This is a genomic window from Flagellimonas sp. MMG031, from assembly GCF_040112705.1.
Classification (GTDB): domain Bacteria; phylum Bacteroidota; class Bacteroidia; order Flavobacteriales; family Flavobacteriaceae; genus Flagellimonas.
Genome location: NZ_CP157804.1, coordinates 895,857 through 915,883 on the forward strand (window position 1 = coordinate 895,857; position 20,027 = coordinate 915,883).

General features: G+C 44.7%; 20 protein-coding genes, 1 tRNA gene and 1 pseudogene. 11 read left to right on the forward strand and 11 right to left on the reverse strand.

Features of this window, described 5'->3' with window-relative positions:
* The first annotated feature begins 15 nt into the window (after nt 1-15).
* The 7 genes and pseudogenes from ABNE31_RS04005 to ABNE31_RS04035 all read left to right on the forward strand — a co-directional run bounded on the left by ABNE31_RS04005 (nt 16) and on the right by ABNE31_RS04035 (nt 5,530).
* A pseudogene (locus ABNE31_RS04005) lies at nt 16-3,209 on the forward strand (efflux RND transporter permease subunit).
* Between the two features lie 104 nt (nt 3,210-3,313).
* A complete protein-coding gene (locus ABNE31_RS04010) occupies nt 3,314-3,619 on the forward strand; it encodes a hypothetical protein (RefSeq protein WP_179383475.1) in 306 nt (101 codons plus the stop codon).
* 12 nt (nt 3,620-3,631) lie between these two features.
* Nucleotides 3,632-3,835 (forward strand): DUF2892 domain-containing protein, encoded by a 204-nt coding sequence (locus tag ABNE31_RS04015; protein ID WP_179383476.1) that lies wholly within the window; start codon nt 3,632-3,634, stop codon nt 3,833-3,835.
* Nucleotides 3,836-3,895: 60 nt separating this feature from the next.
* Nucleotides 3,896-4,453 (forward strand): YeeE/YedE thiosulfate transporter family protein, encoded by a 558-nt coding sequence (locus tag ABNE31_RS04020; protein WP_349352450.1) that lies wholly within the window; start codon nt 3,896-3,898, stop codon nt 4,451-4,453.
* Complete coding sequence (locus ABNE31_RS04025) at nt 4,450-4,863, forward strand: DUF6691 family protein (protein ID WP_349352451.1); 414 nt, start codon at nt 4,450-4,452, stop codon at nt 4,861-4,863. Before ABNE31_RS04020 ends, ABNE31_RS04025 begins: the two co-directional genes overlap by 4 nt.
* Before the next feature lie 102 nt (nt 4,864-4,965).
* On the forward strand, nt 4,966-5,370 hold the full coding sequence (locus ABNE31_RS04030) for a response regulator (protein WP_293288390.1): 405 nt from the start codon (nt 4,966-4,968) through the stop codon (nt 5,368-5,370).
* 88 nt (nt 5,371-5,458) lie between these two features.
* A tRNA-Arg gene (locus ABNE31_RS04035) sits at nt 5,459-5,530 on the forward strand.
* Between the two features lie 6 nt (nt 5,531-5,536).
* On the opposite strand, the gene ABNE31_RS04040 is transcribed toward ABNE31_RS04035, so the two are convergent.
* Nucleotides 5,537-6,118 carry a GDYXXLXY domain-containing protein gene (locus ABNE31_RS04040; RefSeq protein ID WP_349352452.1) on the reverse strand — a complete coding sequence of 194 codons (582 nt, stop codon included), beginning with the start codon at nt 6,116-6,118 and terminating at the stop codon, nt 5,537-5,539.
* A complete protein-coding gene (locus ABNE31_RS04045) occupies nt 6,115-7,392 on the reverse strand; it encodes a DUF2157 domain-containing protein (protein ID WP_349352453.1) in 1,278 nt (425 codons plus the stop codon). The genes ABNE31_RS04040 and ABNE31_RS04045 overlap by 4 nt, the downstream gene beginning before the upstream one ends.
* A gap of 241 nt (nt 7,393-7,633) precedes the next feature.
* On the opposite strand from ABNE31_RS04045, the gene ABNE31_RS04050 reads away from it, so the two are divergent.
* Nucleotides 7,634-7,954, forward strand: coding sequence for a hypothetical protein (locus ABNE31_RS04050; protein WP_179383482.1), 321 nt, complete (start codon nt 7,634-7,636; stop codon nt 7,952-7,954).
* Between the two features lie 4 nt (nt 7,955-7,958).
* Here ABNE31_RS04050 and ABNE31_RS04055 read toward each other — a convergent pair whose 3' ends face one another.
* Nucleotides 7,959-8,903, reverse strand: a complete 945-nt coding sequence (locus ABNE31_RS04055; RefSeq protein WP_293288394.1) for an NAD-dependent epimerase/dehydratase family protein — start codon at nt 8,901-8,903, stop codon at nt 7,959-7,961.
* Nucleotides 8,904-8,967: 64 nt separating this feature from the next.
* Here ABNE31_RS04055 and ABNE31_RS04060 point away from each other — a divergent pair, with 64 nt between their 5' ends.
* On the forward strand, nt 8,968-9,468 hold the full coding sequence (locus ABNE31_RS04060; RefSeq protein ID WP_179383484.1) for a hypothetical protein: 501 nt from the start codon (nt 8,968-8,970) through the stop codon (nt 9,466-9,468).
* The gene (locus ABNE31_RS04065; protein WP_349352454.1) at nt 9,455-9,958 is read left to right on the forward strand and encodes a nuclear transport factor 2 family protein; all 504 of its coding nucleotides are present in this window, start codon (nt 9,455-9,457) and stop codon (nt 9,956-9,958) included. Before ABNE31_RS04060 ends, ABNE31_RS04065 begins: the two co-directional genes overlap by 14 nt.
* A gap of 1 nt (nt 9,959) precedes the next feature.
* Here ABNE31_RS04065 and ABNE31_RS04070 read toward each other — a convergent pair whose 3' ends face one another.
* The 3 genes from ABNE31_RS04070 to ABNE31_RS04080 form a co-directional block, all read right to left on the reverse strand.
* Nucleotides 9,960-10,661, reverse strand: a complete 702-nt coding sequence (locus tag ABNE31_RS04070) for a hypothetical protein (protein WP_179383486.1) — start codon at nt 10,659-10,661, stop codon at nt 9,960-9,962.
* Nucleotides 10,662-10,729: 68 nt separating this feature from the next.
* Complete coding sequence (locus ABNE31_RS04075) at nt 10,730-11,539, reverse strand: SDR family oxidoreductase (RefSeq protein ID WP_349352455.1); 810 nt, start codon at nt 11,537-11,539, stop codon at nt 10,730-10,732.
* Nucleotides 11,532-13,802: a M28 family peptidase gene (locus ABNE31_RS04080; RefSeq protein WP_349352456.1), complete on the reverse strand. Its 2,271-nt coding sequence runs from the start codon at nt 13,800-13,802 to the stop codon at nt 11,532-11,534. The genes ABNE31_RS04075 and ABNE31_RS04080 overlap by 8 nt, the downstream gene beginning before the upstream one ends.
* Nucleotides 13,803-14,125: 323 nt before the next feature.
* On the opposite strand from ABNE31_RS04080, the gene ABNE31_RS04085 reads away from it, so the two are divergent.
* On the forward strand, nt 14,126-14,596 hold the full coding sequence (locus tag ABNE31_RS04085; RefSeq protein ID WP_179383489.1) for a CBS domain-containing protein: 471 nt from the start codon (nt 14,126-14,128) through the stop codon (nt 14,594-14,596).
* 1 nt (nt 14,597) lies between these two features.
* On the opposite strand, the gene ABNE31_RS04090 is transcribed toward ABNE31_RS04085, so the two are convergent.
* From ABNE31_RS04090 to ABNE31_RS04110, 5 genes are all read right to left on the reverse strand, one after another.
* Entirely contained in the window at nt 14,598-14,951 is a 354-nt protein-coding gene (locus tag ABNE31_RS04090) for a hypothetical protein (RefSeq protein ID WP_127140881.1), read from the reverse strand.
* Between the two features lie 9 nt (nt 14,952-14,960).
* Nucleotides 14,961-15,533 (reverse strand): pentapeptide repeat-containing protein, encoded by a 573-nt coding sequence (locus tag ABNE31_RS04095; protein ID WP_349352457.1) that lies wholly within the window; start codon nt 15,531-15,533, stop codon nt 14,961-14,963.
* Entirely contained in the window at nt 15,533-18,685 is a 3,153-nt protein-coding gene (locus tag ABNE31_RS04100; RefSeq protein ID WP_349352458.1) for a glycosyl hydrolase, read from the reverse strand. The genes ABNE31_RS04095 and ABNE31_RS04100 overlap by 1 nt, the downstream gene beginning before the upstream one ends.
* 62 nt (nt 18,686-18,747) lie before the next feature.
* A complete protein-coding gene (locus ABNE31_RS04105) occupies nt 18,748-19,239 on the reverse strand; it encodes a DUF6265 family protein (protein ID WP_349352459.1) in 492 nt (163 codons plus the stop codon).
* 34 nt (nt 19,240-19,273) lie between these two features.
* Nucleotides 19,274-19,972, reverse strand: coding sequence for an SIMPL domain-containing protein (locus tag ABNE31_RS04110; RefSeq protein WP_349352460.1), 699 nt, complete (start codon nt 19,970-19,972; stop codon nt 19,274-19,276).
* Between the last annotated feature and the right edge of the window lie 55 nt (nt 19,973-20,027).

Sequence of the window (20,027 nt, forward strand, 5' to 3'; positions counted from 1 at the left end):
CCAAAAAAGCTAACAATGAAAGACGGACTTGCAGGTAAAATAGCCAAAGGGTTTATTAGCTCCAAGCTAACGGTGCTCCTCATGATTGTGTTTATGGTCATCGGGGTGTACAGTTCCTTCCTTATCCCAAGGGAAGAGGACCCCAGATTGATGTGCCCATGGCGGATATCTTCGTAGGATATCCAGGGGCCAGCCCAACCGAGGTGGAATCCAGGATAACAAAACCTCTCGAAAAAATTATATCGAACATCAAAGGCGTAGAGTATGTGTACACCACCTCCATGCAAGAGCAGGGGATGGTTATTGTGCAGTTTTATGTAGGGGAAGATATCGAAAGGTCGTTGGTACGTTTGTACGACGAGATCAACAAGCACATGGACCAAATGCCCGAAGGGGTTACCATGCCATTGGTAAAAACCCGTGCCATTGACGATGTGCCCATGTTGGCCTTAACACTTTGGAGTGATACCTACGATGATTTTCAGTTGAGACAGATTTCGGGCGAGCTCATAAATGAAATCGAAAAAGTAAATGGTGTTTCGATCACCAAAAAGATAGGAGGGCGTAGTCCCCAGCTTCGTGTGGTGGTGGATAAGGATAAAATGGCAGAATCAGGCTTAGATATGTTGGCCGTTGCCCAAATGATCCAAGCCAATAACCAACAGATGGATTCTGGTAACTTCCTTTCCAACGATACCGAGTTCCACATCAGCACGGGAAACTTTTTGGAAACAAAAGAAGATCTGGAAAACCTGATTGTGGGCACCAAACAAGGTCAGCCCATCTATTTGAAGCAGGTAGCCACTGTTTTGGATGGTCCCGAGCTGCCCAAAAACTATGTTTCCCTTGGATTTGGTGCTGCCAGTGAAAAGGCAGAAGAATTTAAATCGGAATACCCGGCGGTAACCATTTCCATTGCCAAACGTAAAGGGGCCGATGCCATGAAGATTGCCGATGTGGTCTTGGAAAAAGTGGACCACCTAAAAACTACCTTGATCCCTGACGAAGTAAAGGTGGAGGTCACCCGTAACTATGGCGAAACCGCATCCCAAAAAGTATCTGAGCTATTAATGCACTTGATCGGTGCCATTATTGCCGTCACTTTTGTGGTAATGTTGGCCATGGGGTGGCGAGGTGGATTGGTCGTGTTCCTTTCCGTGCCCATTACCTTCGCCTTGACCTTGTTGAGCTATTATATGCTCGATTATACGTTGAACCGAATCACGCTGTTTGCTTTGGTTTTTGTAACGGGTATTGTGGTGGACGACTCCATCATTATAGCGGAGAACATGCACCGCCACTTTAAAATGAAACGATTGCCTTTCAAAGATGCTGCGATTTATGCCATTAACGAAGTAGGTAACCCTACCATTCTGGCCACATTTACGGTGATTGCCTCTGTATTGCCCATGGCCTTTGTATCTGGATTGATGGGCCCCTACATGTCGCCCATGCCCATCGGAGCCTCGATAGCCATGTTGTTATCCTTGTTCGTGGCATTGACCATAACTCCGTATTTGGGGTACATCTTCCTAAGGGAGAAGGACAAAAAGAAGAAAAAGGAAAAAGAAGCCGTCGAAATCCAGGACACCTTTATTTATAAAGCTTACGAGCGATTTGAAAGACCTTTGATCGAAAGTGGCAAAAAGAGATGGATGTTCTTAGGTATCACCGTAGTGCTATTATTGGCCTCTGTTGCCATGTTCTTTACCAAATCCGTAGCGGTGAAAATGTTGCCTTTTGACAACAAGAACGAGTTTCAGGTGGTGATAGACCTTCCCGAGGGCACTACTTTGGAAAGAACGGCTGCAGTAACCAAGGAAATCGGAGCTTATTTGTCCACCCGACCCGAAGTGGTCAATTACCAAAGTTATGTGGGCACCTCCGCACCGATAACCTTCAATGGATTGGTTAGGCACTACGATCTTCGTGGAGGTAGTAATATGGCCGATATTCAGGTGAATCTGGTGGATAAGCACGATAGAAGTGCACAAAGTCACGATATCGCCAAATTACTTAGGCCCAAGATTCAGGAATTGGGTAAAAAATACCAGGCCAACATCAAGATTGTGGAGGTACCACCGGGACCTCCTGTACTTTCTACCATTGTAGCCGAGGTGTACGGTCCGGATTATGAAAAGCAAATTGTATTGGCCGATAAGGTAAAGGGCATCTTGAACAACACTACCGACGTAGTGGATGTAGATTGGATGGTCGAGGATGATCAAGTTGAGTACGATTTTGTGATTGACAAGGAAAAAGCGATGATCTACGGTATCACTCCGCAGCAAATTGTTCAGGTGATGGCCATGGCTTTTCGCGAACAACCGGTATCCCATATTTATAGGGAGGATGCTTTTGACCAGATTGGAATTGTCCTTGCCGTAAGTGAGAAGGATAAATCCAGTTTGGAGGAAATCAAGCAAATGAAGATAGCATCCCAGCAGGGAAATATGGTTTCCGTTGGCGACTTGGTTCAGGTCAAGGAAGGTGTCAAAGCGAAAAGCATCTATAGAAAAAACCAAAAGCGTGTGGTTTATGTGATGTCCGATATGGCTGGGCAATTGGAAAGTCCGGTATATGCCATTTTGGGAATGACGGACAAATTGAACCAATTGGAACTGCCCGAAGGCTACTCCATTAACGAACTCTACATGGAACAACCCCAGTTTGAGGATGATTATACCGTAAAATGGGATGGCGAGTGGCAGGTGACCTTAGAGGTGTTCCGTGATTTGGGGATTGCCTTTTTGGGCGTCATTGTGATTATCTACATGCTGATCGTAGGTTGGTTCCAAAACTTTAAGGCACCTATGGTGATGATGGTGGCCATACCCCTTTCCTTAATTGGAATCGTGCTTGGACATTGGATGTTGGGTGCCTTTTTTACCGCAACTTCCTTTATCGGGATGATTGCCTTGGCAGGAATCATGGTACGGAACTCGGTATTGCTTATCGACTTTGTCAATCTAAGATTGGACGAAGGAGTTCCCCTTAAGCAAGCCGTTATCGAAGCTGGCGCCGTGCGTACCACCCCTATTCTGTTAACGGCTGGAACAGTTGTCATTGGAGCTTTTGTGATATTGTTCGACCCTATTTTCCAAGGATTGGCCATTTCATTGATGGGAGGAACCATAGTGTCCACAGTGTTGACGCTTTTGGTGGTGCCATTGGTGTATTATATGATTGAACGTAAAAATTACAACTAAAATGAAACCGAAACGACTAGCAGCATATTTTGACAAACAGGTCAGTGATTTTTTTAGTCGTCAAAGGTTACATGTGACCATTGAAAAACAATAAAAGTAAGCACATGAAAATGATCATTGTTACCACAGTTGAGGAATATAAGAGCGAGGTCTTTAAATTGTTTAAAAAGGCCGGCGTAGAGAGTTTCAGCGAGTCCGATATCGACGGATACAAAAGTGCAGCACCGTTGATGTACACCAGCAGCTGGTTCCCTAGCGAAAAGGGAGGCGCAGCATCCAATATGTTCTTCTCTTTTACCGAAGAAGAGAAGGTAACCGAATTGTTTGGATTGATCAAACAATTCAACACCGAAAGTGAGACCACCAACCCGATAAGGGCGGTGGAAATACCTATTGACAGAACCGTTTAAAAATCAAAAAAAATGAGAAATAGAATCGTTAGGGGTGTAGCGGGCAGTTTTGTGCTCATCAGCCTTATTTTGGCCGTATATGTCAACATCAACTGGTTGTGGTTTACCGCGTTTGTGGGGGCCAACCTGTTGCAATCCTCGTTGACCAAGTGGTGTTTGTTGGAAGATATCCTAAAGAAATTCGGGGTCTCCGACTCGACCAACAACTGTAGCTAGGCCTTTATATTGTTTTTTATTTAAAGCATTTTCGTGACCTTTGTCTAAAACCTCACGAAAATGCTTTATCAACCTTGGCCTTGGTATGTGGCGGGCCCACTTATCGCCATCATCATGGCGCTGCTTATACTCATGGGCAAAAAATTTGGAATGTCCTCCAACTTGGAGACATTTTGCTCCATGGGCGGAGCTGGAAAATTCTCGGATTATTTTAAAATAGATACCAAATCCAAACGTTGGAATCTCTTGGTTGTCCTCGGTTCCGTTATTGGTGGATTCATGGGAGCCCATTGGCTTTCTCCCAATCCTGCTGTGGATATATCGGGACAAACCGTGACCAAACTCCAAAATCTTGGTTTTGAAAGTGCTGGGGAAGCCTATTTGCCCACCGAACTTTTTAGTATAGAAGCCCTATCCAATCCTAAAGTGTGGATTATTCTTTTGGTTGCCGGTTTTCTGGTTGGTTTTGGAACCCGCTACGCTGGAGGGTGTACCTCTGGCCATGCCATTTCAGGATTGAGTAACCTACAGCGATCTTCTTTGATTGCCGTCATTGGCTTTTTTATTGGTGGATTGATTATGGTACACCTGCTGTTTCCCTTAATTTTTGCAGTATGAAGAATATAGTTTATATTTTATTGGGAACCTTTTTGGGAATTGTCCTGTACAAGTCGGAAGCCGCCTCTTGGTTTCGGATTTATGAAATGTTCCAGTTTGATTCCTTTCATATGTACGGTATCATTGGTTCTGCCTTAGCAGTCGGTGTTGTTTTGGTCTTTTGGATCAAAAAATCCAAGATCAAATCATTTTCAGGGGAAATCATCCAAATATCCGACAAGGAAAAATCGTTTGCTCGATATATTTTGGGAGGTACGTTGTTCGGATTGGGTTGGGCCCTCGCGGGAGCCTGTCCTGGACCCATTTACATTTTGGTGGGAGCGGGCTATTGGCCCATTGTCATCGTACTGTTCGGGGCCATTTTAGGTGCCTTTGTGTATGGCCTGGTGAGGGCAAGATTGCCCCATTAGGCGTGGATTGACGGGATAATTTGCCCAAACAACGAAAATGGATGGTTTATTGAGGGCTTGCCTATAGCTTTGGATGTCCCAAACTTACGTAATAGACCCTACATGAAACTCACGACGTTTATTATAGACGATGACTTGGTGTCGCAGTTCGCGACCCGGTACTGCATACAGCAATCCCACGGCAATTTTGATATCGTGACCTGCTCCAGTGGGGAGGAAGGAATACAAGCTTGCTTCGGATATATCGAGGAGCACGATAGATTGCCCGATATCATCTTTTTGGATTTGGTGATGGACGGGATGAACGGATGGGATTTTTTGGAAAACCTGAAGAATCTGTTCAAAGAACACAAACTCCCCAGTGTTTATGTCCTTTCGGCATTTACCAATGCTTCGGATAGGGCCATTGCCAAAAAAAACGGGATGATTTCGGGTTATGTGGACAAGCCGTTGTCCCGATCCTATTTGGAAAAAATCCTGAAGGAAGAAGAAGCAAAAAGGTCTTAGGGTAGTTCCAAAACCAATGTATAAATAGCAGAAAAGGGTTGCATAAGATGAGTCAAAAACCCTATTTTTGCAGTCCATTTTATGGAATGGCCCCGTAGTTCAATGGATAGAATAGAAGTTTCCTAAACTTTAGATGCAAGTTCGATTCTTGCCGGGGCTACTTTCTTCAATCATTTTCCAAGAGTTCCTTCCCAACCAGTTCTTTTATAGGAACACCATCAATCAGTACGTTCTTTAGTACTGCTTTTCCGTTTTTTACGCGGACCAGTGCGTAAGTGGTCTTTGTGGTGTCCCTTTGTGCGGTTTGATAGGTCACTTCCGCAGGTTGGGCCTTGGATTCCTCCATATAAAAACGATCAAAAGGATAGCCAATGGTAACTCGGTTACTGCCATTACGGGTTACAAACAGGATGGAGCCCTCAACGTATGCTTCGGTATGATCAGGTGCCCCATGGGATATCGATGCTATTTTTGCGAATCCTTTTTGGTCCGTGGTCAGCTCAACGTAAACGGCTTGCCCATGATCCCAGTCCATTTCATTGCCTACGTCGAATGAGGACGCCTCGTAGCTCAGTGTAATGTATTTTCCCCGAAAGGGGTCGTTCGGATCTACGGGAGCGGTCTTGAACTTATATTCGGTGCCGTGTTCCAATAGCTGTTCTTGCTGCCAGATCATGTTGGCGGGAATCACCAGTTGTGTCAAGGCCAATATTACAAAAGCTATGATTTGGGTATTCTTACCGATCATTTTTCTTTTCGTTTTTGAATCATCCAATAATTGGCGAAGAAGAACCCAGCGCCAACCCCAACGAACAATAGCCCTCTTGCCACAAAACTCAGGTCGGTATCAAAGAACCGACAAATAATTAAGGCTGTAATGATGAGCAAGCCATAATTGAGCAGGCCCAAATGGTTTTTTCGTGCCCCTTCCCGAATGGTAAAGACCCCAAGCAGGAATACCAACACATTTACCAAAACCACAGCTATGGTAGAAGCTGTTCCGATGAAAAAAATGGGAATAAACACCAAAAAAGCTATAGAGAAAAGGGATAGGTTTCGGATTCCCTTCTGTTGGATGGTTCGGTATAGCAGTACGGATGCCGCCAAGGTTAGCAGCACAATCAAAACAAATTCCTGCGAAGCGAAGATTTCCGTAAGCTGCAGTTCCTTTTTGAACAGATGTTCCCAGAATTCATTAAAACTCAGAAACAACAGTAAAATAATGGTGCCCAAACTGCCTAGTATGGTATAGCCGTTTTTGGTATTTTCTTGAGGCATCCACGCACCTGTTCCCAAAAGATAAAAGAAGCCAAAAAGGGATATGTACGCTATAAACATGAACTCGTCCAAGGTAGCCGATAAGGTTCCCAAAACCGTAACGAGGGACAGGGGAACCAGCCAGTTATGGAAGCGAACAAAATTGCTAAAAGGATTTTTCCGAAACAGTTGATAATAAAAGGGGAGGATGGCAACCAACATCCCCCAGTACGGATAGGAATTTGATGTTGGGAATCCCCAATAACTGGTTTCACAGGCGTAGTAGGTGATTCCCACTAGGCAAAGCAGGGAGGTCATGGGCGATTGCATCACATAGATCAAGGGCAGGGTCAAAAGCATCCATGTTAACAGGTAACTGCCCAGGTCTCCTGGAATATGGTAAATCTGACTTACCAAAGCAATGCTGGCACCCACTGCAAAAAATAGGAATACCGAGCTGCTTTCCCTCCATGCCACATTGCCCCGCTTTTTTAAAAAGGCAAATGCACATAATGCTTGTCCAATAACTAGCGGTAGGAATGCAAAGACCGTTTTCAGGCCGCGTGAAAGGTCGTCCCAATTATGGGCAATGATGAGTATGATGCCCAAACCCACCAAAATGGCCCCCAAAATACCAAAAACCACAAAAAGTTTGTTCGTGGGAGATGTTTGTTTGCCTTGATAATACGAAGCAATATCCGCAGCGGTGTCTTCAGAAATCACTCCGGCCTTCACAAGCTCTGGCAGGTCATTTTGTAGGCTCATGGTCCTGTCCTTTATTGGTTTGGGATAGGTAAGATACATAATAATCAAATATCCTTTGCCGAATATGTATTCATCAAAGTGCAAGGTTCACTTCATTGCCCCATAATGATAGCTTAAGCTTGGCTTGATCTTTGGTCGATAAAATCGCCCCAATTTTGACAACCCAAGATTTTTTTTATAATTTCTACTTGTAATCACTTTTATTCTAAATTTAGCCACGGTACAAATCAATCCCATAAACATGGATAACCTCAAACGCGTAATTGTAGACTATAAAAAACTAACATCGGAAGTGCTCAAGCTTTTGGTGGAAAAATACCCTGACGGTTATGGGGACGACGATGTCATCCACTTCAAAAACCTCAAGGGGGAATACATTGAAGCCGTTGAAGTATCTACGGAGGATACCAAGTATCTGGTGAAGATAAGCTCCAAGCTCGAACGTACGATGGCGGATTTCGACGAGGATGACGATGACAATTTCGATTCAGAACCTTTTGAAAAGATACCAGAAGATGAAGACGAAGAGTTTTCGGATTCCGATGATGGAGAGGAAGAATAAGGCCTTACTTCTTTTTTAAATTTTCGAGCATTTCCTTTGTAGTTTGGTCCAAATTGAACTTGGGCTGCCATCCCCATTGCTCCTTGGCCAATGAATCGTCTATGCTGCTGGGCCAGGAGTCTGCAATATCTTGTCTGAAATCGGGAGCATAACTGATTTTAAAATCGGGAATATGCTTGGTGATGCTTTGTGCCATTTGGGCCGGGGTAAAATTCATGCCAGCCAAATTGTATGAGGACCGCACCTTTATGTTCTCCGAAGGACTTTCCATAAGGCTAATCGTTGCCCTAATGGCATCGTCCATATACATCATCGGAAGCTCTGTATCGCTGGTTAAAAAACATTCATACGAACCTTTTTTAAGAGCTTCGTGGTAGATTTCAACCGCATAGTCGGTAGTCCCTCCGCCCGGCATGGTCTTCCAACTGATCAAACCGGGGTAACGGATGCTTCTTACATCCACCCCATATTTTTTATGGTAATATTCACACCAACGTTCACCGGACTGTTTGCTGATTCCGTAAACGGTGCTGGGTTCCATGATGGTATTTTGCGGCGTGTATTGTTTTGGGGTGTTGGGCCCAAAAACGGCAATACTTGAGGGCCAGAACACTTTGGAAATCTTTTTCTCCTTGGCCAGATTCAGGACATTGAAAAGGGAGTTCATGTTCAGGTTCCAGGCGCGCATGGGGAATTTTTCGGCCGTTGCGCTCAACATGGCGGCCATTAAATAGACCTCATCAATCTCGTAATGCATCACCACATCTTCAATGGCAGCGTAGTTGGTAGCATCCAATAGTTCAAATGGACCCGACTGCATCAGGGCATCACTGCCCTCACGAATGTCGCTGGCAATCACATTCTCAGCTCCGTACTTGTTTCGTAGTTCAAAGGTCAGTTCGGTTCCTATCTGGCCGCATGCGCCAATAATCAAAACGGGTTTGTGCATTAAAATTGAAGTTAATTTAGTTTGATGGCAAAGATACCCTTTATTAAAATTTGTACATTCGCCTATGCGAAAATTATTAGGCATATTGATTTTGCTGGTCTCGTTAGGGGCATGCAAAAAGTCCGAAAAAGCCGCTCCCGAAGTGGATACTACGGCACTGGAATTCAACTACCAAAAAATGCCGGATAAGGCAACCATAAATCCAGAGGCAAGTGCGATCGTGGAGCAATGGCAAGAGTTCAAGAATTTGAATGCAAGCGTCGATGTGCTCTACAAGGCCACCAACAATGAAGATTTGGCCCTCGCTATCGACGATCTTATCGAAAAGGAGAAAAAATTGGCCGAAGGAACCTATCCCGAGCCGTTCGATTCTTTCCAATTAAAGAGCCGTCAAATGGTCATGCGTACCTTTTTGTACAAGACCAAGGCCAGTATACTCGACAACCAACCAACCACAGAATCAACCGTTAAAGTGCTGGAAGCGTATAACGCCATGCGCAGACAGTTGAATTTGATCATGAACAGCCAATTGGACAAAAAACTGATTTTAGATGAAGAAGCTTAACTCTCTATTTATTGCCTTTTTGATGGGTTCCATCACGATGTTTGCACAACAAAATGAAAAAGAGGCCATCAACAATGTTCTGGACGGTTGGCATAAGGATGCGGCCAATGCTGATTTTGAGTCCTACTTTGGGAGAATGACCGAGGACGGGGTGTTTTTGGGCACGGATGCAATGGAAAATTGGCAAAATGATGAGTTCCGGGCCTTTTCCAAGCCCTATTTTGATAGTGGCAAAGCATGGAGCTTTACCGCTGTGGAGCGCAATATTTATGTAGACGAATCAGGGGAATTTGCTTGGTTCGATGAGCTATTGGACACCCAAATGAAGATTTGTAGGGGGTCCGGCGTGCTCAAAAAAGTAAATGGGCAATGGAAAATTGCCCATTATGTACTTTCAATTGCAGTGCCCAACGAATTCGTGGACGAACTTGTCCAGATCAAGGAAAAAAAGGACAATGCTTTGCTCCAAGAATTAAAAAATAAGCAATAACCTATTTTTCGCCTCCTTCGGCAGCTTGTTTTTTACGGGATTCCAAGGCCTGTTTGCTCAGGCTGGCCAAGTTAAAGTTCGGAGCAATTTTCAGGGCTTCGTCAATGGAAACAATGGCTCCATCAATATTTTCTTTATCCATATTAAAATCTGCCAAACCTTTCAAATGATAAAAAGCGGCCTTTAAAGGAACCTCGTAGGGTTGTTGCCGCTCGTAAAACGCATAGGTCATTTCATCTGTGGCATTGGCAATACCGTATTCAATATTGGAAATCGCCCCGGGCATATCGCCGGTTTGTATTTTAAGGTCGGCCATTTCATAAGCGATATATGGAGAAGCCTCTCTTTTGTACAGCTCTTCAAAGTGTTCCAAGGCTCTTTTGGGCTGGTTCAGGGCTTTTAATGAAAAAGCCTTGATCTGTACGGCCAAATCGGAATCATCTGCATTCTTTTCCACACCAATAGTGTTCAGGGCCTGCATGTGCTGTCCATTGTTCATGTAAACAAAGGCCAAGGTGTCCCTGCGCCCTTGGGAAGGGTCTAAAACATTCAAGTGGGTCAGTGCGCCGATAACACCGACGACATCGCCTTGCAATCGCATTTCTTGGTAGTACGCCTTGTAGTGTTCCACAAGGGCATTGTTGGTTTGGGAAATACCACTAAAGCCCACAAATAGGAGCAGTAAGAGTACGGTCTTTTTCATTGATCTTCAATTTAGTGCGCCAAAACTAACAAAATAATCCAAACCAAGCTGTTAAGAATTCAATAAGGCTAAGAAACTACCGATGTGGTAAAGCTATGGCCCTTGTTGAGGAAATTTGTGCTCCGAACCAGTTTGCCACTATTGGATGACGGTTCCCTTTGATAGGAAGGTGCGGGAAGCCCCCTTTTTTGTGCTTCCTCAAAATAATAGATTTGTTTTTCGGGATGATGGGGATACACTCCGTTGAAGGTTTCACCCCAGTAAGAATTGTTGAGAATGGTCCATATCATATGGATGCAATCTTCCAAATGAATGAGGTTGATGGGGTGGTGGCCGTTGTTCAGTCCTTCCCTGCCCGATAGCATGGTAACAGGATGGCGGTCGGGTCCGATGAGTCCGCCAAACCGGATGATGGTCACAGCGAATGCCTTGCTGTTTCGGAACAGGTTTTCACATGCTGCCAATTGTCTTCCAGATTCGGTATTTGGCATCAAGGGAGCATCTTCCGTTAGCTCACCGTCGGCATTTCCATACACCGAGGTACTGCTTACGAATAGCACATGGGAGACATCACTCGTTGTAAGAGCTTCGAGCAGATGCTCCATTTTACGAACATAGCTTTCGGAGGGGTTGCTTCGCAATCCTGGCGGAACGTTGATGATCAGCGTTTCCAGTCCTGCCAAAAATTCGTTGATGGGACCATGGATCCCATTTTCGGACAAACTAATTTGAAATGGGGTGATGCCTTCATCTTGCAAATCTTGCATTTTGGAAGCTGAGGTAGTAGTTCCTTTAACGGTATATCCTTCGGCCACCAATCGCTGGGCCAAGGGAAAACCTAGCCAGCCACAACCCAATATGCCTATGGTTTTATTCAAATCGGACGGTTTTTATGGTCAATATGGCGTCGTTCAACACAAAAGGCATAGGGATACTGTTTTTAGGTCGTTCAGGAATACTGAAATCCGGATGAGTCAGCAAATCGTTGGAGGCTTCGTAAAGGGTGAGTTCCAACACAGAATCCTTTGGAAACTCCAGTTGCAGTTCTGTAAAATTGTTGTTGGATATATAATGTGTCAACAACCTACTTCTTCGGTTTTCCAAGTAGTAGGACGATAATGGAATACGGTTCACCTTGGCAGCGCTAATGACTACCGGATTGGTGAATACTTCCAATCGGTTCACGTTCCGTTTTGGGGTAATGCAAACCTCAATATGTCTTTTATCCCCTATAATGGTGTCCAAAACGGTGTCAATGTATGGGACGGGGATATTCTTCTTGGGGGCATTGGCCACATAATTCAGGCTGGTCCGGTACTTGCTCGAGATGGTCTCTGCAGTAGGTTTTCTCTTATCATCCCCTAAAAATTGTCCGTTCCAATCCATCAATACATGGTCGTAGGTGGCCCATAGGGTGGATTGTTTGTCTGCATCGTACACATAGAGCAAACTGCTTGGTTTCGGACGTTCCTCATTAAAGTCGGATTGAACATGACTGGTAATCCCAAGGGCAAAAAACAGAAAAAGGAAAAGGCAAGCCAGTCTCCCCTTGCTTTTTAACTGCCCGAAAAAAGGGAGAATCAATACAAAAAGCAGTGTGGTGAGTACCGTTGCCGCAATCATCATCTTGAGTCCAAGTCCAACGGGAAACATTTTGATGAAGGGCGAATAGATCAATACGGCAGGCAGGGCAAGGAACACCATCAGGAACGGATTGGGTTCCTTTTGGTTGATGGTCACCAACAGTCCGGCCAACAATCCATACAAAGGGATGATGAAAAAGCTGGCACCTTTCAAATAATGCGCCACCAATCCACAAATGACCAGCCATAAAAAACTAGGGGCTATCAAAAGATTGGGTGTGTTGATTCTTCGGAATTTATGATAGGTATAAAAGCAAACGAACAAGGCAAAGGATACAAATACGGCAATATAGGTGTAACCATTGTAAGTGAAGCCGTGCAGCATATCCTTAAAGCCTGGGTACCACCAAGTGATGATGGACCAGCAAAAATAACCGGCCAGTCCATTTACCACTAAGGTGATGAGTAGGGGTAGAAAGCCTTTCAAAATCGGCTTGAATTCCAATTGCTTCTTTTTGAAGCCCCAGAACAAGAGCATTGCAAAAGCAAGCACCCCAAAAAAGAACATAGGCCATATCCATTCAAACGGATAGGAAACCAATTTGTAGAAGGGCAGATTGTAATATACTTCGTCATTCAGACTTTTTAGGTTGCCCAAATCGGCATCGCTGAAATAGGTGAGGAGCGGCATTAGATAGCTTCCTTGATGGGCCAGTGTGTTTCTATCTAATCGTTCATAGTTGTCCAATGCGGTGTGATAATCAAAATGGTCATCGATAAAGGCAAAATTGAAGCCTTCAATGTCCGCATCTTCGCGAAACACCGTTAGGTCGGTATCGTTGGGCAACATTTTGTAAATACTGTACACCAAAGAATTGGCCACGGGATACTTCGGATTGGCATTTTTGAACTCTTTTATCAAATTCCCGTTGCCCCTGTTGGTTTCGATAAGCATGTAACTGGGTCCGCCACTGCCCCGTGCCTCAAAATTTAGGACTAGCCCAACGTCCTTGACCCAAGGATGATTGTTTACAAAGAGGTCAGCACCGTTCAGCCCCAATTCCTCTGCATCGCTGATTAGGATGATAATATCGTTTTTTGGGACTCTATTTTCGCTCAAAAAAGCACGTACTCCCTCCAAAATGGTGGCGACACCACTTCCTGCATCACTTGCACCATAAGAGGAGTGCGGACTACTGTCGTAATGCGATAGTAGAAGAAGTGCTTTGCCCTCTTCGCTACCCTCGATTCGGGCCAAAATATTGCTGGCCTTGCTCAGATTGCCCCAATCGCCTGCTGTGTAGCCCTCTTGGACCAAGGTCTCCAGTCCCATTTTCTTCAGCTCCGAAATAATGTACTTTTTTGCGTCTTCATGACCGGGAAAGCCGACGGCATGGGGCACTTTGGATAATTGATCCACGTGGCCAAGCGCCCTGTCAACGGAAAAGTTGGTGGCTGCATCATCCTTATCTGGTTTGTAGGAGGGCATCAGGGAAACAAAACTCCAATAAACGGCAAGGAAAAGCAGCAAAAGGGCAAGGGTTCGGGAAAATTTCATGGCTTCATATTCTTAAAGACTAAATGTAACCCGTTGTGTGTTTATGATGTCTTTATGCCAAAGCCGTCAATTCGAGTAAAATTCCGAAGGAATTTTGCCTGCCTGCCGGCAAAGGCAGGTATCGAGAATAGGTTTTGGGATTGAAATTCTAGTTCTCGATACAATTTTTCTTTCGAAAAATCACTCGAACTGACAAATTTCAGCTAAAATACACAACGTGATAAATGTATGAAATTCTAAAAGGTTCTCATATTTAGATGACCAAAATTAGGATATTCGTTAAAAAAGGCTATATTTAATATTCAACTTTAAAATCTAACCCTATGGCAATCAAGAGTTTTCAAGGCGTGCGTTCTAAGGAGGAATCCAAGAAAAAGTACAATGCCCCAATTTTGGTGGAGGACTACATGACCAAAAAATTGATCACCTTTTCTCCAGACCAGTCCATATTGGAAGTAATGGAGATTTTTGCCAAGCACCATATCTCTGGTGGGCCTGTGTTGGACAACAATGGTTTTTTGGTGGGGATTGTTTCCGAAGCCGATTGTATGAAGCAGATTTCGGAGAGCCGCTATTTTAACCAACCTATTTTGGATAAGAGCGTAGAGCGTTTTATGACCAAAAATGTAGAGACCATTCCTCACGATATGTCCATTTTTGATGCTGCGGGTGTTTTTGATCGCCACAACCGGCGCCGATTGCCCGTCATGAAAAACGGTATTTTGGTGGGTCAGATCAGCCGAAAGGATATCGTAGTGGCCGCACTCAAATTAAGCGGACAAAGCTGGAAATAATCTATTCCCTTTTTACGATCATGTAATAATCGTTGTCGAGCGGCAAATAGCCAAGGTCGTACACGAAATAATACGTGCTGCCCTTTTTGGTGGTATAAAGGTTGGTGATGTACTCAAAATCAAAGCCTTTGTCCAACAGACGCATCTTCGTGGTCTTGGTTTTGCCATCCTTTAAAGGAAAACTGTCCAGTATTCGATAATTTTTACGGAGTTTGTTGTTGATGTTGCGCACCAAATTTTTGCTGTCACGGTTCAGCAGGTTGTTGTAGGCATTTCTACAATGGTCGGAACAGTATTTTTGGTCGATACGGCCCAGTAGCTTTTCTCCACAGACCAAGCATTTTCTTTCGGACATAGGATAAGATTAGGTAACCACAATATCATACTTTTTTAATAAACCGATCAATCCCTCTTTGCTGAACCGCGTTTTCTTGAGTTGATTGATGGAGGGGTCGATGTTAAAGTTTAGGGCGCTCGTAAAATCAGCACGTTCCAGATTGGTCTGGTCAAAGATGGCATTTTCAAAATCACAATTGGGAAATTTTCCCTCCTTCAGTTGGGTCTCCGTAAAATCGGTTTGATGCATCCTACAATCTTCAAATAGGGTACGTGGTAAGTCCATACCATGAAAAGACGCTACGGACAGATTACAACCTATAAAATGGAGCGACAACAACAAGGGGTTACAAGTTTCAAACTGGAGCCCTACCATTTTACAGTCGGTAAAGGTGACCTCGTTAAAAGTGGTATGGGCAATATTGGCATTGGTAAGGTCGCAGCCCACAAATGTGCAATCAATAAAATTCTGGTTGTCCAAATACCCCTCGGAGAACAGGCAGTCCACAAAACGGCAATTTTCATAATCGCCCTTTGGCAATTTTTGCTGGGTGTAATCCTGTTTTGTGAACTCCTGATCGTTCCAAAAGGTTTCGGCCATTATTCTTCTGTTAAAATAATGGCGGGAATATCCAATGTTTTGAACATGTCGTTGTATTCTTTCATGCCCGTGCCCACAATGGCGTTCTTTTCATTTTCAAAAGTCTTCCATTCGGCCATATTATCCCGGAAAAGCTCTTTTGCACCTTCGGTGACCTTAGGTTCGGCCACATCGATAAACCCTCTCAAATGCATGAAATCGGCATTGAGTTTACTGCTAAAGTTCACTACATCCTGAAAGGTTTTTTGCTTGGGCTGGATGAGGTTCTCTTCCCAAGTATTGATGCGTTCCAGTAATGCATCTCCTTTCTCCAATAGCTCTTTGGCCTTTTCATTGTCCTTGAGCAATTTCTTATAGGTGTTAAGTTGACTTTTGGCCGTGCGCATTTGGTTCACAGCCTTGTGCATGTTAACCAAGGTTTCATCGATTCGGGTCAAGTAGGATTGCTGTTCCGCATAGTCTGCAGCTGTAGCCTCGATCAAAGGATCTGGTAATACCTCTGCCTTGGTTTCCACGGTCTCGTTGCCCATGGTTAGCCGAAGGGTGTAGGTGCCGGGTGCCACACGGGAACTTCCATATCCATCAAACCCAAACACATTCTCAATGGCAGGGGAGGGTTCGCGGTAAAAATCCCAAGTAAACCGATTGTATCCCTTGGCCGAAGGCAGCACCTTCGGTTTGGAGGGTCCACCTGCCCAACTCTTGAAATCTTTTGGCGCTTGGTTGGTGAAGGTTCGTATCACCTTTCCACCAGAAAGTACCTCTAGCTTCAGTTCGGTGGAATCCAATTTTTTCGGTAAATAATAATCGAAAGTGACGCCGGATTTTGGATTTTGTCCCAATCCTGATACAAATTCATCGGAACTGCCATTAAAAATTCGGTAGGATGGTTTCGGAGTTACCATTTGAAGCGAATTCGCCCTGCTCAAGCTATGCTGAATCGCGCCCAAATCATCCAAAATCCAGAAAGACCTTCCTGCCGTAGCCGCTACCAAATCATTATCCTGAATAATCAAGTCGTTGATGGGGACCACGGGCAAATTCAATTGCAAGCGTTGCCAATGTTGCCCATCATCCAAAGAAACATATAGTCCGGTTTCGGTACCGGCATACAACAGTCCTTTTTGCTTTTTATCCTCACGTACTACACGGGCAAAAGTATGTTCGCCATCAATACCATTGGTAATTTTAGTCCACGTTTGGCCGTAATCCGATGTTTTATAGATATAGGTGTCCAAATCCATGAACTTGTAGCGCATTAAGGTGATGTAGGCCGTAGCTGGATCGTGCGGAGATACCTCTATGCTGTTGATGATTCCTTCCTTGGTATTGGGAGGGGTAATGTTTTCCCAGCTCTGGCCTCCATTTTTGGTGATGTGGACCAATCCATCGTCAGTACCTGCATAAAGCACTCCTTGTTCATGGGGAGACTCCACCAAGTACATGATGGTGTTGTAGTTTTCCCCTCCAGCCGCTTCGTTGGTATATGGACCACTTCCCGGTCCTTGTTTCTCAATTTCGTTTCTGGTAAGGTCTGGACTGATCACATCCCAACTGTAACCGCCGTCGGTGGTTCGGAACACCACATTTCCGGCATGGTAAATGGTGTTGCGGTCGTGTGGTGAACTAATGATGGGCGCATTCCAATTGTAACGGAACTTAAAGTCCTTTGGAATGTTTCCCAGACCCAATTCTGGGTATTCCTTAATGGGTTTGGCTTCACGGGAGGCTTTCACCCATTTTTCTATGATTCCTTGATAGCATCCGCCAAAAATCACTTCTGGATTGTCTGGGTCAAAGGCCAAATAGGCGCTCTCGCAGCCAGCAACAGCATACCAATCCTTCCAATCAATACCGCCATCCCTAGTACGGCTGGCAATGGCTACGGATGTATTGTCCTGCTGTCCTCCGTACACATTGTAGGGGACTAGATTGTCCGTGATGACCCGGTAGAATTGTGCCGTGGGCTGATTTTGTTGTGAACTCCAGCTAATTCCTCCGTTGTTGGATACATTGGCGCCACCATCGTTGGAATTGATCATGATCTGATTGTTCTTCGGATGAATCCAGAGGTCATGGTTATCGCCATGGGGCGTTGGAACAGGCGTGAAGGTCTTTCCGCCATCAATGGACTTGGTGACAGGTGCATTCAAAACGTACACGATATTTTCGTCTTGGGTATCGGCAAAGATTTCCATGTAGTACCAAGATCGTGCAATATTGATTCGATCTTTGTTGGTCTGTTTCCATGTTTTTCCAGCATCCATGCTTTTATACACACCTCCTTTTTCGCCTTCGGCCTCAATTACGGCGTAGACCACATCGGCATTTGCCCTGGATACGGAAATGCCCGATTTACCGAATTCTTTGGGAAGACCTTTTTCCATTTTGTCCCAAGTGGTTCCTCCATCGGCAGATTTATAAAGCCCTGAATTGGCTCCTCCTGAGGTAATGGTCCATGGCGTTCGTTCGTGTTGCCACATGGCTGCGTACAGAATAAGGGGGTTGCTCATGTCCATGCTCAAGGATGATGCTCCAGTGATAGTGTCCACGTACAGCACTTTTTCCCAAGATTGTCCTCCATTGGTAGAGCGGTAGATGCCTCTATCTTCGGAAGGGCCGTATTGAGCACCCTGGGCAGCAACGAAGAGAATATCAGGATTGGTAGGGTGGATGATGACATCTGAGATATGGCGCGTAAAGTCCAGACCTATGTGTTTCCAAGTTTTCCCGGCATCGGTGGATTTGTAAACGCCATCGCCCATCGAGGTCATAACGCCTCGAGCTGCATGCTCGCCCATGCCGACGACCACGATATTAGGGTTGCTTTCGGATACGGCGATATCACCAACGGTCCCCGTTTTCAGGAATCCGTCGGAAACATTTTTCCAGGTAATGCCATCGTCCGTAGTTTTCCAGATGCCACCACCAGTAGTTCCCATATAATAGGTGTGGGGTTGCCCTACAACCCCTGCGGAGGCAACGCTACGCCCTCCACGGAAGGGGCCAATGTTTCGCCACTTTAATCCAGGGAAAAGGGAGTCGTTAACAACGATGGAGGGTTGATCAGATTTTTTGTTTCTGCGTTGTGCATCCACAGGATGGAATGCCATAAGCATGGCACAAACTAAAAGTAAAGATTTTGATTTCACAGGAGTGTTGGTTTAGTTAGTCCGTTAAAGATACTAATTCAACCGTTTCCCGTGAAACCAAATCACTTTACCCTTTCGTATGCAAAAAGGATTTCCTCCGAATTTCCATTTTCTTCAATGAGCACCCAAACATTCATTTGGTCGTCGCTTATTTTTTCCATGGTCAGTCCTTCAAAGAAAACTTTGTTCGGCTCTAGTTTTACCAATCTAAAGTCAATGGTTTCGTCCCGTTCTTCCCAACCCATCAGATTGCCATCAAAATGCTTGAGCTGAAGTATGAGGGAATCGTCCAATTGCTGGATATGGCCCGATTCGTAGTAGGAAACCATGCCATCGTTTACCAATCGGAACACAAACATCATGGAATTGCCCAAAGGGGCACTCCAGATTTCCTCTGCGGTACCACCAAAAGCTTCTCCTTGCCAATGACCTGCTATCCAAGCGACATCCGACAGGTTGGCCAGGGGAGATGCTTGTCCTTCGGACAATTGTAGCGTTTCTTGGGCAGAAACAAGTCCGACAGTAAAGAGAAAAAGTAAGACAGTTGCTTTCATATAGGTTTTGGTTCGAATGATACGACCCTGTTCGCTAATTGGACAGGGCAAATTTGACGTTGACATTGGTTTCTACCCGAATTTTTTCAAAATCAAGGTCCAATGGTTGTGCGCTGCCCATATCTGCAGACACGGCCTTCATTTCCATCATGGGTGCTTGGTTGTACCTTGGATAATATTGCGAATTGTCCACAATATGAATGGCCGCTCCCACTTTTTGACCTAAGGGCTTCGTAAGTGCTTCGGCCTTTTGAATGGCTTTTTTTACGGCCCTTGTTTTGAGCTCCAATTCGAGTTCGTCCATTTTAGAATATTCTGTTTTTTCGATGCTAGTGTTGGCAATTTCCAGTTGTTCCAAGGTCATCATCACATCGCCCAATTGCTTGCCCGAATAGACCAATAGGGAATATTGCTTGCTTTTGAGCACCTCTTTTTGCCGTAAAAAATATTTTTTAAAGTTGCTGCTAGCATCTTTGATCACCAATTGTTTCTCTAGGTCAATTCCCATAGCCTTGAAGCGCTGTGCCATTTGATTTTCCTGCTCTTCCACGGAAACCCGGCCTTTGGTATCCTTTTCTTGGATAAAAATGTTGAGGTAAATCTTGTCCGGAGTGACCATGGTGTCCACCTGTGCTTGGGTCTCCAGATAAGGCGTATTTAAAAAGTTTTTCGATTGGGCAAAAATTGCACCGCTGAACAGCACCGTAGCTATAAAAAAGATTGTTTTTTTCATGATGTAGTTTTATTAAAGGTAAATACTTCCCCCTTATGTTCAAAACCTGTGCCGT